This window comes from Chryseobacterium piscicola, assembly GCF_900156685.1.
Lineage (GTDB): Bacteria > Bacteroidota > Bacteroidia > Flavobacteriales > Weeksellaceae > Chryseobacterium > Chryseobacterium piscicola.
On record NZ_FTOJ01000007.1, the window covers coordinates 115,089 to 130,059 of the forward strand.

Consider the following 14,971-nt stretch of genomic DNA (forward strand, 5'->3'; position numbering starts at 1 on the left):
TTAAATTACACTTTTTATCACTCTCAATTTATGTGTATGTTGATTCAACTCTTCATTAAAAATTCCGGTAGAATCCAACGTGTCAATTCTCACTTTTCCTGAAGCATGAATGATTTTTTGATTTTCTAGCATAATCCCCACATGAATTATCTTCCCTTCTGCGTTTTCAAAAAAAGCTAGATCTCCAGGTGCAGTTTCTTCTACAAAAGTAAGAGACTCTCCCACTTCCACTTGTTGCGAAGCATCGCGCGGAAGTTTTATATTATGAACTTTATAAACCAACTGAGTAAAGCCAGAGCAATCAACCGCAAAAAAGCTCTTACCACCCCACAGATAAGGAACATTGATGAATTCTTTTGCTGTGAGCATTATGCTTTCTCTCAAATCATGACTTCTTTGAGAGGCCACTACGGGAAATTCAACTTCAGAACCTATAGACAACAATGTCTTTCCATCTCTCATCAAGACAGAAGAGAAATCTTCGGTAACGACAGTGGTTTTTCTTTTGGCAAAATCTTCATCAGAAATTTGTCTTATTTGTTTGGTATCCATCCAGCCTTCATAGCCGTCGTAGTGCATTTTTATCTTTGTCCAGTTTTTATTTACTTCCAGAATATCTGCACTTTCACCAAACAAAATTTCTGTCACAATCTCTGCTTTGTCTGAGTTTTCTGCCCGTACCGGAGCTACAGTTACTGTACAAATTCCTTTATTCATAATATTTAGGTTAAGATTGAGGGTTTAAAATTTATTTTCTGCGAAGAAAATTCACTCCGTCCCGCAAAGGTAAAATAAGATTATCAAAATCTTCGTCTCTTGCTGCCAAATCATTGAGTTCTTTGATGATTTGAGTAGATTTTTGTTTAGGGTTCTCATCTAAAACTTTCCCGTACCACAAAACATTATCAAATAAAACTACAGAGCCAGATTTTGTCTTAGGTTTAATCAACTGGAAATATTCCACATAATTTTCTTTATCAGCATCTATGAATATGAGATCAAAAACCTCCTCTGTATCTTTTAAAAATTCTTTAGCGTCTAGAATTTTAAAATCAATTTGGGAAGCAAATTCACTTTCATTGAAATATTTTTTGGGAAGATAAGCCAAGTCTTCGTTGATATCTAAAGTTGTAATTTTCCCATCAGAGGAGAGTCCTTCTGCAAGACACAAAGTTGCATACCCCGTAAAAGTTCCTATTTCTAAAATCTTTTTCGGACTTATCATTTTTGAGATGATACTTAAAAGCCTTCCCTGCTGATAACCGGAAATCATGTGCGGTTGGGTAGTTTTTTGATAAGTTTCTCTTCTCAATTTTTTCATTAATTCAGGCTCTAGAGATGCATGATCTTCCAAATATCTATCCATCGTAATATCTACCTCTTCAAAATAACTCATCTTATTTTTTTTTTCAAATGTATTAAATCTAAAAAACTCTTTATAAATCTCATACAAAAAATTTAGTTATAAAAATACCGTAAAAATACGGATTGCACATTTCTAAAAACTCTTTTACCTTTGAAACATCGACGATATAGGTAAAAATACTGTATTTAAGGTGATGAAAAAAAATAAAATTAGCTTGCAAGAGAACCTTCATTCAATTTTAAAATACGTTTTCAAATTGATAGAACGAGAAAATGTTGTTTAACTAAATCGAAAAGATCCCGATGAAAATCGAGATCTTTTTGTTTTTATATAAAAGGGAAATTATTTCTTAGGAGCAATATCCATAAGCTTCATAAATTCATCCAGTTTTGGCATGATGATAATTTCTGTTCTTCTGTTTTCAGATCTACCAGAAACACTCATATTGGTTGCTTTAGGATTGTATTCTGATCTACCACCTGCTGTAATTCTTGAAGGGTCTACACCAAATTGGGTTTGTAAAATTTTTGCAACCGAAGCTCCTCTTAAAGCAGAAAGATCCCAATTGTCTCTCGGCAAACTTGCAGAATTTAATGATACATTATCTGTATTACCTTCAATCAATACAGAATATTTATCGTAATCATTAATTACTTTAGCTACCTTACCTAAAACATCTTGTGCTGCAGGCAATATGTTGTAATCACCAGTTTTATACAGCATTTTGTCTGATAATGATATCATTACAACACCTTTTAATACTTTTATCTGAACATCCTGATCTGTCACATTATCCAAAGATCTCTTCAATTTGTTTGATAAAGCTAAATTTAAACTATCATTTTTAGAATTTGAAGCGATGAGCTGTTTGATGTATGAGTTGGAAGAGTTGATTTCCCCCACCAATTTATCAATATTAGCTGAGCTTTTTCCTGAGTTTGAAAGACATGCATCCAGAGACGATTTCAGAGCATCGTGCTGGCTTTTCAATAAATTATTTTCGCTAGATAAACTTGCATTTTGAGATTTCAAGTCTTGAATTTCTCTTTGTCTTTCACCAATGTTTTCTATACATTGCTTGTAATTTGAGCTTAAAGCTTCGTACTGCTTTTTGCTGACACATGATGTCATCCCCAAAACTACGGTAGAAACTGCTAAGATTTTTAAAATTTTCATAAACAATCTTTTTTTTAAGATAACGTCAAAGGTAAAAAAAAACAATTAAATAGTAAACGCTATCTTTGTTTGGTAAAAACTACATGCAAATGCTGAGCCTAAAATCGGTACAATCTAAGCTTCAAAAATTAAATACTAACTCTAAAGGCCAGAAATATCTTTTAGCAGTAAGTGGCGGAGTAGATTCTATGGTATTGGCATTTATATTTACTAAATTACAGGATCTTGGGATTGAATTTCAGGTTGCCCATGTCAATTACAAACTTCGTGGAGAAGATTCGGAATTGGATCAGAAAATTGTGGAAGATTTTTGCGAAAATTTCAATATTAAATTTCACTTATATGAAGTTTCAGAAAAAGATAAAAAGCCTGAAAATTCTGTACAACTTTGGGCAAGAAATTTAAGATATAATTTCTTTAGAAAAATTCAGCACGAAAAAAAAATTGATTTTCTGGTAACGGCTCATCACTTGAACGATCAACTTGAAACCTTTATTATTAATCTTTCAAAAGCGTCTGGAATAAAAGGCTTGAGCGGGATTCCGTTTACAGAAAATAAAATTCTACGCCCCCTTTTAGATTTCACCAAACAAGAAATTTATAATTTTGCTAAAGACAACGACATTGTATTTCGGGAAGATTTATCTAATAAAAAAAATGATTATCTGAGAAATAGAATCCGGAACGAAATCACTCCAAAATTACTGGAAACCAATTATCAATTTCTTCAGAATTTTAAAAAAAGTATTGATTACTTAAGCCAAGCCAAAAATTTTGTTGAGGAAAAAATAGCGGAAATTGAAAATCAAATTTCAACCTCAAATTCCTACCACATTATTTTGTCAAAAGAAAAATTGGCTACAGAATCTGATTTTGTGAAATTTGAGATTTTAAAAAAATATGGTTTTAATAAACCTGAGGAAATCACAAAAATATTTTCAGCGGAAAATGGAAAATCTTTTTTTTCTGAAAACCATCAAATTATCATTAATAGAAACGACTTAATTATTCGTAAAAAATCTGATAATGAAAATATTAAGTCGAAAGAAATAATAATTATTGAAAATTTTGATTTTTCTAAAAACCAATTCACTATCAATCTCGAAGATATAATTGATAACTTTCGAAATTTCGAAACGGATCTCATTTGGAATTTTGATGTTGAAAAATTGAAATTTCCAATTAAACTAAGAAAGCAGGAAGATGGTGACGAATTTTTCCCATCAGGATTTTCGGGGAAAAAGAAGGTTTCTAAGTTTTTTAGGGACGAAAAATTGTCTATTTTAGCGAGGCAAAAAATCTGGATCATTTGCGATGCCAATAATTCGGTTTTGGGAATTTTTCCTCTTCGTCAAGACAGGCGTTTTGCTGCAAACAAGAGTACTGAAAAGGTACTCACAATCTATAATAAAGTAAACAATCAAGAAAATAATTTTTAGAAAGTTAATTAAATTTTAATTTTTAAATAAAAATTCTTGAAGTAAAAATTTAAGTAAAATGAAATTCAGAAGTTGGTTTTTATTAACGCTGTTATTTTTATCTACAGCAATCAACGCGCAGATCAAAAACCCTGTAAAATTCAAATTTTCCATTAACGACCTTGGGAACAATCAGTATGAAGCTGTATTGAACGGAACCATTGAAAGCGGATGGCACATTTACTCAAGAGACATCCCGGAAGATACGGGAATCCCTACTGAGTATAAAGTTACCGGGAAAAACATTGAGCTGATTGGCAAATTTGTAGAAACCGGAAAAAAACACACAGAGTTTTCTGAAGCTTTTGGTGGAACAATTGTCTACTATTCTGATGCCGCAGGTTTTAAGCAAAAATTCAAACTTAAAGACGGCACAAAACCAGCAGACGTTGTAGCCGAAATCATGTACCAAACATGTGACGACAGAGTTTGTCTAGCACCCAACACTTTAGAATTTAATCAAAAAATAACGCCAAAAGGGGCAACGGAAGTAATTGCTGATGATAAAACTGCTGAAAAAGATTCGTTAACGCCTATTGTTGATACTTTAGAAGAAACTGCTGCGACCAAAACTACAGTTGTTGCAACGCCAAAACTAGATCCTAAGCAACTCAAAATTCCCTCTATCAACATTGCAAAACCTCTTACAGATTGCGGAATAGGGAATAAACTAGAAACCAACTACTGGAAAATCTTAATATTAGGCTTCGTTGGCGGCTTGATAGCTTTACTTACGCCTTGCGTTTTCCCAATGATCCCGTTAACGGTTTCTTTCTTTACAAAAGGAAATAAAAATCCTGCAAAAGGAAAAAGAGATGCATTCGTTTATGGGTTTTTCATCTTTCTTATTTTTGTATCATTAAGCATCCCTTTCCATTTAATAGATGGTATCGCAGGAAATATTTTCAATGAAATCTCCACCAATGTATGGTTGAATATTTTGTTTTTTATAGTATTCCTATTTTTCGCTGGAAGTTTCTTTGGGTATTACGACATCACTTTACCTAGTTCTATTGCCAATAAATCTTCTAAAGCCGAAGAAGTTGGCGGAATGGTAGGTATTTTCTTCATGGCTCTTACCTTGGTTATCGTTTCTTTCTCTTGTACGGGTCCTATTTTGGGAGGTATTTTAGGGAGTATTTTAAGCGATAGCTCGGTGGATATTCCTACGGTTCTTACTTTTGCATTGGCAGGTTTTGGTCTTGCTTGGGCGATTGTCTTCGGACTACTTGCACTGTTCCCGCAAGCTTTGCAAAGCCTCCCAAAATCAGGCGGTTGGATGAATACCGTGAAAGTGGTTTTAGGTTTTATAGAATTGGCTTTAGCTTTAAAATTCTTGTCAAAAGCGGATCTTGTTTCTAAAACATTTTTGATTAAAAGAGAATTATTTATCGCCATCTGGATTATTGTTGCAATTGGATTGGTAATCTATTTATTTGGATTGATAAGATTTCCGCACGATGATAAAAAACCAAAAATTTCTTTAACAAGAAAAATTCTTGGAGTTTTAGGAGTTGGGTTTATTATTTATTTGGTTCAAGGGCTTATTCCTTCAGAGCGACCAAAGCTTCAGCTTTTAAGTGGAATTTTACCTCCTTTGAATGTTAGTTATTTTCATGACGAGAAAGACGGGATTTTGGGAATGCATCCTGAGCACGATTTCTTCAATGCGATTGAATTAGCCAAAAAAGAAAACAAACCTATTTTAATAGATTTCACCGGCTACGGTTGCGAAAACTGCCGTAAAATGGAAGAATTTGTATGGAGCGAACCAGATATTTTACCAATTCTACAAAATGACGTGATTATTGCTTCTCTTTATGTAGACGACAAAGAAGAACTTCCAGAAGACCAAAAAACAAAAATTGAAATAAGTGAAGGGCAGGTAAAAAAGGTAAAAACAATTGGCGACAGATGGAGTTTATTTCAAACCATTAATTTCAATAACAATTCGCAGCCTCATTATGTACTTTTAACACCAGACGGAAAGGTAATTAATACGCCGGTTTCTGGATTTATGGAGAAAGAAGACTTCAAAAAATTCCTAGAATGTGGTGTGAGTTTTTACAAGAATAATAAATAAAATTTTCACCCTATTTTTTTTAAAATAAAATAAACTGCAAATAATTATACTTTGCAGTTTTTTTATTATTCTTCGGAATAAAATGAATTTAAAAACAATAATAAAATATAAAAACGGTTCATCTTTTGATGGTAAACACTAGAAAAATAAACACTTATGCTTCATTTCGAAAAAACAGGAAACGGAAAAGAAACCTTGGTACTTCTCCATGGATTTATGGAAAACAATACCATTTGGAATGATTTGGAAACATCTCTCTCAAATCAATTTTCTATTGTAAAAATTGATCTTCCTGGTCATGGGAAATCAGACATTCTAGCAGAGGTTCATACTATGGAAATGATGGCAGAAGAAGTGAATAAAGTATTGGAAAATGGAAATTTAAATACAATTCATTTGCTTGGCCATTCCATGGGAGGTTATGTTTCTTTGGCTTTTGCTGAGAAATATCCTGAAAAACTAAAAACACTTACACTCTTTTTTTCAACTTTTCTTGAAGATGATACTGAAAAAAAACAACAACGTACGAAAAGTTACAGAATCATAAAAGAAGCTTTCCCACATTATGCACGAGCCGGAATCCCTAATCTTTTCAACCCAAATGAAAGAGATGTTTTGGAGGGAAAAATAGAAACAGCTTTAGAAATTGCACTTTCTACAAATAATCTTGGAGCCTTGGCTTCTGTAAAGGGAATGGTGGCAAGAACAGACAAAAAACATATTCTCGACAATCTAGATATTAAAATCCTAATAATTGCTGGGAAACACGACAACGCAGTAAAAACAGATGCAATACTCAAGAACCTTCCGGATAGAACCAATGTAAAATCTTATGTGCTAGATTGCGGCCACAACGGACATTGGGAAAAGCCTCAAATATGTGCAGAAATCATCAACACAGAATTATTGCATCACCTACCGAAAAACTTAGTTTTATGAGATTGAAACCGCTCTTTTTTTTGTTAATTCTATTGCTAAGCAGTTGCAAAAAAGAAATCCCAACAAATTCTATTTCAAACAAAAAAAACTTGAGAAGAGAGACAAATTCAATCACAATTAATAAAAAAGATTCTGTAGAAACTAAATTAATCAAAAAAGAAAGATTTGATTTTGAAACTGAACTTTGTAGTAATAAAGGTTATTTCGATTCAAATAAATATTCTCGCGAAGAAATTAAAGACACTTACAAACTATGGTTTCAGAGTGGGAGTATAGCAATGAGTACACCTTCAGTTTTCAAACTAGCAGATCTCTATAAAGTGCGCAGTGAAAAAGATTTAATTCTAAAAAAATTGGATGCAGATTTCTCTAAAAGCAAAAAGATTCTTGAAAATCTCACCATAGTCAACACTCTTTACTGGCAAGACATTAAAAACGCCTATTTGAAGGAACTAAAACAGAATTATAAAAAGCAAAAAATTCAGATCGAAAGCTACACCAACCCAGCTGTACTATTGAATAATTCTTTCACAAAAAACTGTAAGAATTTTGCTAGAGCTTTAAATGGTTCAGACGAAGAATTACTTAGTACATGGAGGAAGCTTCGAGAGGAAATGAGCAAGAAAAATGGCAATCCTGAGAAAATAATGAATGATTTTGAAAGTAATTCTCAATCTTCAGATTGGAAAGATTTTGCTACAATAGATTTGATAACATTTGGATGGGGTAACTGCGCCAACCAAGATATTGAAAGACCTTTACATGATGAAAAAATGAACAAGGAATTTGAATCTCTATTCATAAAAACCGATTCAGAATGTGACGAACCGTAAAAATCTCGTATATTAGTTAAGCATAAATTTATTCATGGGAGTAATGTCTTCAAATCATAAAAAACCAATCATTGGTCTTACATTGTCTGGTGGCGGAATGCGCGGGATAGCCCACATAGCCGTTCTCAAAGCACTCGAAGAATACAATCTAAAACCTGATATTATCTCCGGAACAAGTGCAGGTTCTATTATTGCAGCATTTTATTCTTTCGGTAAATCGCCAGATGAAATGATGGAGATTGTAAAACAGACCACATTTTTCTCAAGATCCTTTTTAAGACTTTCCAAAAACGGAATTTTTAGTTCAAATTTTATTTTAAAACTTTTCACCGATTATTTCCCAAAAGATGATTTTAAAATCCTGAAAATTCCCATCTATGTTGCTACAACAGAACTTACACACGGAATTGTAGATTTCTTCTCTGAAGGTAACCTTTTTTTGCCACTTCTGGCTTCATCTAGTGTGCCTTTTGTTTTGCCTCCTGTAAAAATAGGTGACAAAATATATGTTGACGGTGGAGTCTTAGATAATTTACCTATTGAACCAATTATTGATAAATGTGATTTTTTAATCGCCTCCCACGTCAATTCAATAAGCTATGACAGTTTGGAGAAAATGAGTTTACTTAAAGAATTTGACAGAATTTTGCACCTTGCAATCGCCAAATCGGTCTATGCTAAAGTGAATTCCTGCAATATTTTTCTTGATCCTCCAAAAATGACAAAATTCAGTTTATTCAATAAAAAATCTCTTGATATTATGTTTAAGGAGGTGTACGAATATACTTGTAATGAGCTTGAAAATAAAGGGTATAAAAAAATTTAGGATAAGATTGAGGTTGAGATTCGTATTTATGAATATCATCATAAAAACCATTCTTCAAAAAAAATTAACCTAAATCAAACAATGGCAATTGAAGCCACACAAAAGCAGCATCACCATCAATTTCACTAGGCTCAATTTTAATTTACAAAAATAAAAAACTGGTTGATTTTAAAACTCTTCTTCTACTACTCTCTTTTTGAAAACCTCTATAGTCTCCTGCAGATTATCATTTGACTTCCCTCCCGCTGCATTGATATGGCCACCACCGCTGAAATATTTTCTTGAAAACTGATTAACATCAATCGCATCTTTACTTCTAAAAGAAATTTTGATAAAATCCTCATACAAATCTTCCATAAAAAACGCAGCCATCTTTACTCCAAGAATACTGAGTCCGTAATTTACAAACCCTTCGGTATCACCTTTCTGAAAGCCATATTCTTTCAATTCATTTCTTGTAAGATAAAGTACCGCTACAGTTTCATTTACCACCTCTATCCTACCTAAAATCAGGGCTAAAAGTTGAAGACGTGTTATTGTATTTGTATCCCAAGTATTTGAAGTTATCAATGCAGGATCTGCTCCTTTCTCTATTAAATTTGCAACAATTCTATGGGTAGTAGCACTGGTAGAACGGAATCTAAAACCACCAGTATCAGTCATTATACCAGTATAAAGACAGTCTGCCACATCTTTATTAACCAGATTTTCATCTCCCATCGCCTCGATAAAATGGTAAATCATCTGGCAAGTTGCAGGAATAACGGTATCTGAATAAACAAAATCAAAATTCTCTGGCTGCTGATGATGATCTATTAAGATTTTCTTTGCAGTCGCTTTAGTAAGCCAATCACCTAGAATTCCAATTCTTGAAGGAGAATTAAAATCTAGACAAAAAATAACATCAGCCTCAAAAACCAAATCTGCGGCAACTTTCCTTTTGTATTCTGCAACAATATTTTTCTTTGCTTCTGGCATCCACTTAAGAAATTTAGGAAAATCATTTGGCACTACCACCTCAGCAGAAATACCTTTTGCAGCAAGATAATGCTTTAAACCCAAACTAGAACCAATGGCGTCGCCATCCGGATTGTAATGCGTAAGAATAACAATTTTGTTCTCAGGGATTAAAAGATTTTTGATTTCTAAAAGCTCTGTAGGTGTAAACATCGAAATATTTTTTGTTTTTTGAGTCTCCAAAGATATATCTTTTTCGGAAACGTCTGATGAAAGAAATTTTTTTTACCTAAATTTGCAGGAAATAAAAGTCAGAAAAAGGAATCTGAAAATATTTTAAAAAAAACATTGTTTAGTTTGTAAAATATAAAATTTTACATATCTTTGCAACCTGAAAATTAATAGATAATTACGATTTAAACATATAGTAATGAGTAAAAGAACATTCCAGCCATCAGAAAGAAAGAAAAGAAACAAACACGGTTTCAGAGAAAGAATGTCTACGCCAAACGGTAGAAGAGTTTTGGCTGCAAGAAGAGCAAAAGGCAGAAAGAGTTTAACTGTAAGTGCTGCGCGCGCTAAGAGATAATTCTTTATTATCATATACAATCTATGCTTGAAAATTATCTTTTCAGGCATTTTTTGTTGTTAAAATTTACTAAAATTCTTCAAAGTAAAATTTCTTTTTATTATTTTTAATAATCTTAAAACTGAAACATGCCACATACCAATATCACGGGAGAAAATATCATCAATCTGGAACATGCTAAAATTGCCCAGAAAAACTTCACTGTTTTATCTGATGTAAATCTAAACATCAAAAAAGGAAGATTCTGCTACCTTATCGGCAAGACAGGTTCTGGAAAAAGCTCTTTACTAAAGACACTTTATGGTCACATTCCATTAGTGAGTGGCCACGGCTCTGTCGTAGGATTTGATCTTGCAAAACTAAAGTCTTCTGAAGTCCCCAATCTAAGAAGAAAATTAGGGATTGTTTTTCAAGATTTTCAACTTTTATCTGATAGAACAGTTGAAAAAAATCTGAAATTTGTACTGCAAGCTACTGGCTGGAGCGACAAGCATAAAATGGATGAGCGCATCAACGAAGTTTTGAGCAGCGTAAATATGAAGAGTAAAAAACATAAAATGCCCCATGAACTATCGGGTGGAGAACAACAGCGTGTTGCCATTGCCAGAGCTCTTTTGAACCATCCTGATTTGATTTTAGCCGATGAGCCTACAGGAAATTTAGATCCTGAAACCTCTAACGAAATTATGACTCTACTAAAAAAAGTTGCAGAAGACAACCATGCCGCTGTGGTAATGGCTACGCACGATTATCACATGATTCAAAACTTTCCTGGAGAAGCAATCAGATGTGAAGACGGAAAGGTTTCTGTACTAGATACCGCAGAATTATTTGAGTAAAACTCACTTATTTTTAAAAACATGAAACTCTTTTGTGAGTTCAAGATATTGGTCCGAGTATTGTCTCGGACTTTTTTCTATTACAAATTCCAATTCTCGGAGATCTTTTTCTTCTAAAGAAAATTCAAGAATCAATCTCTTTATTTTAGAATTTTCTATTCCTTTTATATTGATTCTTCGGTTAAGGAATAATTTGTTTTCTGTACAAATTTCTATAAAATAATCACCCGCCTCTACCGGAATAATAACCGAAAAAACACCTTTACCAGAAAGAAGTTGAGCTGTTTTTAAAATTAACTGCCTAAAATCTAGCTCAATAGTTTGTCTTGCGATTTTGTCTTTTCCAGAATCAGATTCTTCAAAATACGGTGGATTTGATACTATCAAATCAAATTTTTCATCGGTTTGAAATGTTTTGAAGTCTTGCTGCCTATTTTCTAATCTTGAATGAAAAGGTGATTTCATAAAATTAATTTGAGTAAGATGTACCGCGTCACAATTAATATCGATACCCAAAAACGTTGCAGAACCGTTTCTTTGAGCCAGCATTAAGGAAATCAAACCGGTTCCTGTACCAACTTCCAACACTCTGGAAGCCTTATCTACATTTGCCAAAGAACCCAGCAAAACACCATCAGTCCCTACACGAAATACGTTTTCCGACTGATGAATATCAAAATTTTTAAAACTAAAAGATTTCACTAAAGATTTGTAGGTAAAGTAATGATAAATGTAGCCCCTTTTCCGACTTCAGATTTTACGTTGATTTCTCCTTTGTAATCTTCAATCATTTTTCTTACCATCGCAAGACCTAGCCCCATTCCGCTATTTTTGGAGGTGAAATTGGGTTCGAATATTTTCTCGAACATTACCTGGTTAATCCCAACTCCGTTATCCTGAACAGAAATAACTACACGCCGTTGGTATTGTTCTATATCAATATTAATCATCATTTCTCGTTCATCACTTTTAGCTTGTTTAGCGTTGGTAACAAGATTGGTAATGATTCTGGACAGATAAATTCTATCCATATTAATCATGATATCGTTTTTATTAGCATGCAAGTAAATTAAATCATCATTGAAAACTCCGAGTATATCATTAATCTCAGAATTCAGATTAATCACTTCATTGTTTTTTTCAGGAAGCTTCGCAAATTCAGAAAAGGCTGATGCTACAGCAGCAATAACATCAATTTGATCTACAATGGTTTTACTGAGTTGTTTTACCTTATCTGTAACATTCAAATCTTGAGGATCAAATTTTCTTTCAAAATTTTGAATTGTTAATTTCATTGGCGTTAGAGGATTCTTCACCTCATGAGCAACTTGTTTTGCCATTTCGCGCCAAGCTTCTTCAGAGGCTTTAAATCTCAATCTCTCTTTCTGATCCTGAATCTGAAGAATCATTCTATTATAAGCTTTTGCCAGTGCATTAAGCTCATCATTTTTGTAATATTTAATGGGATGCATATCGTTTTCAAATAACGTAATGCGCGTAATCATATCAGAAAATTTCGTAATATTTTTAGCCAAATTATTAGACATTACCCAACTGATCCAGATACTAAAAACAATCAAAATTAAATCTATTATAACCATATAAATCAGAAACTGGTGCAAAACATCTAAATATGCAGACTCGTTGTGATATAGTGGGATATACATAATCCCTACAGGCTGAAGATTATTGTTAGTTAGTAGTAAATATGAAGAAGTAAAAACAGCATCTTTACCTGCGTCGTAACCACGCACATCATACCTTGCTTTGTCTGAAAGTATTTTATTAACAATAGCAAGGGGAATTTTTTTATGATTCACAGGGCTTCCATCACGATTTGAGAGAAGGTAATTACCTTTCAAATCATAAATGATGATGTCATGCTGGTTGATGTCTGCAATTTCAAAAATTTTATTGCCCAACACTCTTTCAAGGTCTTCTGTATTTACATTTTCTAAACTGAGTGCATAGTCAAAATAAGCCATTACAGAATTTGTTTTTTTCTGCATATCTGTTCGACTCTGCTTGAGAGAATTATTTCGTAAAACAAAGTAAGGCACCAATGAAGATGCAGCGACACTTAAAAGACAAACAAACAAAAAACCAAAGAAAAATCGATTTCTGAGACTGTAACCCTTGTACTTATTTAATGGCATTATTTTGTAGAAGTTTAGCTATATATTTACCTATTATATCAAATTCAAGGTTCACCATATCCCCTTTTTTCAATGAATTCATATTGGTAAATTCCCATGTGTATGGGATTATGGCTACCGAAAACTCTAGATCATCACTTTTAGCAACTGTTAAACTAATTCCGTTTACAGTGATTGATCCTTGAGGCACCGTAACAAAGTTACCTTCTGAATTATATCTTACAGTAACAAAATAACTGCCATCTTTATTTTCTATATTGATAATCTCACCCGTTTTATCTACATGCCCTTGTACAATGTGCCCATCTAGCCTCCCATTCATCACAGTACAACGCTCCAGATTAACTACAGTACCTTCTTGCCACTTTCCTAAATTTGTTTTTTCCAAAGTTTCATTAATAGCTGTAACAACATATTTATCCCCATCAGTTTTCACTACTGTGAGACAACACCCATTATGAGAAAGACTTTGATCAATTTTCAGCTCTTTGGTAAATGGACAAGATAAAGTAAAATCTATATTACTTCCATTCGTTTCAATTTTCTCTACTACGCCTACTGCTTCAATAATTCCTGTGAACATATTATTTTTTGCTAAATTTGTAAAATTATAATCTTCAAAGATAATCAAAATGACCCCAAAAAACCATAAAGTAAGAGTAGGAATTTCAATTGGTGACTTCAACGGCATTGGCCCAGAAATCATCATGAAATCTCTTCAAGATAAAACAATTACAGATTTTTTTACCCCTGTAATATTTGGTTCTGGCAAGCTTTTTACTTATCAAAAGAACATTTTTAAATTAAATTTAAATTTCAACTATATCACAGAAGCATCACAAGCTCAAGCCGGAAAACTAAATATGGTAAATCTTGTGAAAGAAAATTCTAATGTAGAATTGGGAAAACCCAGTGAGGAATCTACAAAAATGGCAATTGACTCCCTTGAAGCAGCCACAGAAGCTTTAATGAAAGGAGAAATTGATGTTTTGGTAACTGCACCAATCAATAAAGACGAAATGACGAAAATGGGTTTCAAACACGCAGGCCACACAGGTTATTTTGAAGAAAAATTCAACAAAAAAGGTTTGATGTTTTTGGTAACAGAAGGGTTGAAAGTAGCAGTATCTACACATCACATTCCTATTTCTCAGGTAGCTGAAAACATATCCAAAGAAAAAATAAAGAACCAAATTCGAGTTTTAAACCAAACTTTAATAGAAGATTTCGCTGTTACAAGACCAAAAATAGCGGTTTTAGGTCTCAATCCACATTCAGGCGATGGTGGAGTTATAGGTAATGAGGAAATAGAAATCATTTCTCCTACCATAAAAGAACTTTATGATAACGGAATATTAGCCTTCGGTCCTTTTCCGGCAGACAGTTTCTTCCAACCTGAAAAATACAAAAATTATGATGCTGTTTTGGCAATGTATCATGACCAGGGATTGGCACCGTTCAAAACAATCGCATACGAAGAAGGCGTAAATTATACTGCAGGATTACCTTTCATTAGAACTTCTCCGGATCATGGGGTAGCTTATGATATTGCAGGAAAAAACATAGCTGATGAGCGGAGTTTTAGTGAAGCAATATTTACAGCTATAAAAATATTTCAACGTCGTGCTGATTATAAAGATTTAATGGAAAACCGCCTGAAACCTAAAAGAATGCCATCAGACGGTGGAATTGATGAAGATTTACCTATAGGTAACGAAATATAAATTGA

At 33.2% G+C, this 14,971-nt stretch carries 15 protein-coding genes; 8 read left to right on the forward strand and 7 right to left on the reverse strand.

Going from position 1 to position 14,971, the window contains the following annotated elements; translation table 11 throughout:
• The 3 genes from BW939_RS11465 to BW939_RS11475 all read right to left on the reverse strand — a co-directional run bounded on the left by BW939_RS11465 (window position 1) and on the right by BW939_RS11475 (window position 2,542).
• Window positions 1-717 (reverse strand): C40 family peptidase, encoded by a 717-nt coding sequence (locus BW939_RS11465; protein ID WP_076452157.1) that lies wholly within the window; start codon window positions 715-717, stop codon window positions 1-3.
• A 31-nt stretch (window positions 718-748) separates the two neighbouring features.
• Window positions 749-1,396, reverse strand: coding sequence for an O-methyltransferase (locus BW939_RS11470; RefSeq protein WP_076452226.1), 648 nt, complete (start codon window positions 1,394-1,396; stop codon window positions 749-751).
• Between the two features lie 312 nt (window positions 1,397-1,708).
• Window positions 1,709-2,542, reverse strand: coding sequence for an OmpA family protein (locus BW939_RS11475; RefSeq protein ID WP_076452158.1), 834 nt, complete (start codon window positions 2,540-2,542; stop codon window positions 1,709-1,711).
• 89 nt (window positions 2,543-2,631) lie between these two features.
• Here BW939_RS11475 and tilS point away from each other — a divergent pair, with 89 nt between their 5' ends.
• From tilS to BW939_RS11500, 5 genes are all read left to right on the forward strand, one after another.
• Complete coding sequence (tilS, locus tag BW939_RS11480) at window positions 2,632-3,981, forward strand: tRNA lysidine(34) synthetase TilS (RefSeq protein WP_076452227.1); 1,350 nt, start codon at window positions 2,632-2,634, stop codon at window positions 3,979-3,981.
• Window positions 3,982-4,039: 58 nt separating this feature from the next.
• Complete coding sequence (locus tag BW939_RS11485) at window positions 4,040-6,103, forward strand: protein-disulfide reductase DsbD family protein (protein WP_076452159.1); 2,064 nt, start codon at window positions 4,040-4,042, stop codon at window positions 6,101-6,103.
• Between the two features lie 156 nt (window positions 6,104-6,259).
• Window positions 6,260-7,042: an alpha/beta fold hydrolase gene (locus BW939_RS11490; RefSeq protein WP_076452160.1), complete on the forward strand. Its 783-nt coding sequence runs from the start codon at window positions 6,260-6,262 to the stop codon at window positions 7,040-7,042.
• Window positions 7,043-7,131: 89 nt separating this feature from the next.
• Complete coding sequence (locus BW939_RS11495) at window positions 7,132-7,875, forward strand: hypothetical protein (RefSeq protein WP_123891572.1); 744 nt, start codon at window positions 7,132-7,134, stop codon at window positions 7,873-7,875.
• Window positions 7,876-7,918: 43 nt separating this feature from the next.
• Window positions 7,919-8,701 carry a patatin-like phospholipase family protein gene (locus BW939_RS11500; RefSeq protein WP_228417204.1) on the forward strand — a complete coding sequence of 261 codons (783 nt, stop codon included), beginning with the start codon at window positions 7,919-7,921 and terminating at the stop codon, window positions 8,699-8,701.
• Window positions 8,702-8,869: 168 nt separating this feature from the next.
• On the opposite strand, the gene BW939_RS11505 is transcribed toward BW939_RS11500, so the two are convergent.
• Entirely contained in the window at window positions 8,870-9,871 is a 1,002-nt protein-coding gene (locus tag BW939_RS11505) for a DHH family phosphoesterase (protein ID WP_076452163.1), read from the reverse strand.
• A gap of 217 nt (window positions 9,872-10,088) precedes the next feature.
• On the opposite strand from BW939_RS11505, the gene rpmH reads away from it, so the two are divergent.
• Both rpmH and BW939_RS11515 read left to right on the forward strand, forming a co-directional pair.
• Window positions 10,089-10,247, forward strand: a complete 159-nt coding sequence (rpmH, locus tag BW939_RS11510; RefSeq protein WP_034701860.1) for a 50S ribosomal protein L34 — start codon at window positions 10,089-10,091, stop codon at window positions 10,245-10,247.
• A 128-nt stretch (window positions 10,248-10,375) separates the two neighbouring features.
• Window positions 10,376-11,086 carry a cell division ATP-binding protein FtsE gene (locus BW939_RS11515; protein ID WP_076452164.1) on the forward strand — a complete coding sequence of 237 codons (711 nt, stop codon included), beginning with the start codon at window positions 10,376-10,378 and terminating at the stop codon, window positions 11,084-11,086.
• Between the two features lie 3 nt (window positions 11,087-11,089).
• Here the strand turns inward: BW939_RS11515 and BW939_RS11520 are convergent, their stop codons facing one another.
• From BW939_RS11520 to BW939_RS11530, 3 genes are all read right to left on the reverse strand, one after another.
• On the reverse strand, window positions 11,090-11,788 hold the full coding sequence (locus BW939_RS11520) for a tRNA1(Val) (adenine(37)-N6)-methyltransferase (protein ID WP_076452165.1): 699 nt from the start codon (window positions 11,786-11,788) through the stop codon (window positions 11,090-11,092).
• Window positions 11,788-13,095, reverse strand: a complete 1,308-nt coding sequence (locus BW939_RS11525) for a sensor histidine kinase (RefSeq protein WP_228417206.1) — start codon at window positions 13,093-13,095, stop codon at window positions 11,788-11,790. Before BW939_RS11525 ends, BW939_RS11520 begins: the two co-directional genes overlap by 1 nt.
• A 133-nt stretch (window positions 13,096-13,228) precedes the next feature.
• Window positions 13,229-13,825, reverse strand: coding sequence for a riboflavin synthase (locus BW939_RS11530; RefSeq protein WP_076452167.1), 597 nt, complete (start codon window positions 13,823-13,825; stop codon window positions 13,229-13,231).
• A gap of 49 nt (window positions 13,826-13,874) precedes the next feature.
• Here BW939_RS11530 and pdxA point away from each other — a divergent pair, with 49 nt between their 5' ends.
• Entirely contained in the window at window positions 13,875-14,966 is a 1,092-nt protein-coding gene (gene pdxA / locus BW939_RS11535) for a 4-hydroxythreonine-4-phosphate dehydrogenase PdxA (RefSeq protein WP_076452168.1), read from the forward strand.
• Window positions 14,967-14,971 lie beyond the last annotated feature (5 nt).